The 1,187-nt window shown below is 55.6% G+C and carries 1 protein-coding gene; it reads left to right on the top strand.

From position 1 onward, the window contains the following. A partial coding sequence (gene tuf / locus CJD38_RS18320) for an elongation factor Tu (RefSeq protein ID WP_107941937.1) occupies positions 1-1,187 on the top strand: 1,187 nt, incomplete at its 3' end.

Below are 1,187 nucleotides of genomic sequence, written 5' to 3'. Positions count from 1 at the left end.
ATGGCAAAAGAGAAATTTGAGCGCGTCAAGCCTCACGTAAACGTTGGCACGATTGGCCACGTTGACCATGGCAAGACGACGACGACGGCTGCACTGACGAAGATTTCGGCAGACAAATTTGGCAAGACCAAATACGTTGCTTATGACGAAGTGGCTAAGGCATCTGAGAGCCAGGGCCGTCGTGACAGCACGAAGATTCTGACGATTGCGACGTCGCACGTTGAGTATGAAACGACGGGCCGCCACTACGCCCACGTTGACTGCCCGGGCCACGCTGACTACGTCAAGAACATGATCACGGGTGCTGCGCAGATGGACGGCGCAATCCTGGTGGTATCTGCAACTGACGGCCCTATGCCTCAGACCCGCGAGCACGTGTTGCTTGCCAAGCAGGTTAACGTTCCTAAGATTGTTGTTTGGCTCAACAAGTGCGACTTGGTTGACGATCCTGAACTCCTCGACCTCGTCGAAATGGAAGTTCGCGACCTGCTCACCAAGTACGGCTTCGACGGCGACAACACCCCGGTTATCCGTGGTTCGGCTACCAAAGCCATCGGCGGCGACCCAGCTTGGATTGCCAAGATCGAAGAGCTGTACAACGCTCTGGACACCTTTATTCCTGAACCACAGCGCGAAGTGGACAAGCCGTTCCTTCTCCCAGTGGAAGACGTCTTCTCGATCTCGGGTCGCGGCACGGTAGCTACCGGCCGTATTGAACGCGGAATCGTGAAAGTTGGCGAAGAAGTCGAACTGGTCGGCATCAAGCCTACCGTTAAGACGATCGTCACCGGCGTTGAAATGTTCCGTAAGTTGCTGGATCAGGGTCAGGCGGGCGACAACGTCGGTCTGCTCCTGCGCGGCACCAAGAAAGAAGACATTGAACGTGGCCAGGTACTCTGCAAGCCAGGCAGCATCAAGCCTCACAACAAGTTTGAAGGCGAAGTGTATGTTCTGACCAAGGAAGAAGGCGGTCGTCATACGCCATTCTTCAAGGGCTACCGTCCTCAGTTCTACTTCCGCACCACCGACGTAACGGGTGCAGTTGAGATCAATCAGGAAATGGTGATGCCGGGCGACAACGTAGCGGTGGTGGTTGAGCTGATCAACCCTATTGCTATGGAAGAAGGCGTCCGCTTTGCAATCCGCGAAGGTGGCCGCACTGTCGGCGCCGGCGTGGTTACAAAGAT

The sequence above is a fragment of the Stenotrophobium rhamnosiphilum genome (assembly GCF_003052265.1).
Lineage (GTDB): Bacteria > Pseudomonadota > Gammaproteobacteria > Nevskiales > Nevskiaceae > Stenotrophobium > Stenotrophobium rhamnosiphilum.
This window is presented reverse-complemented; position numbering and strand designations above follow the sequence as displayed.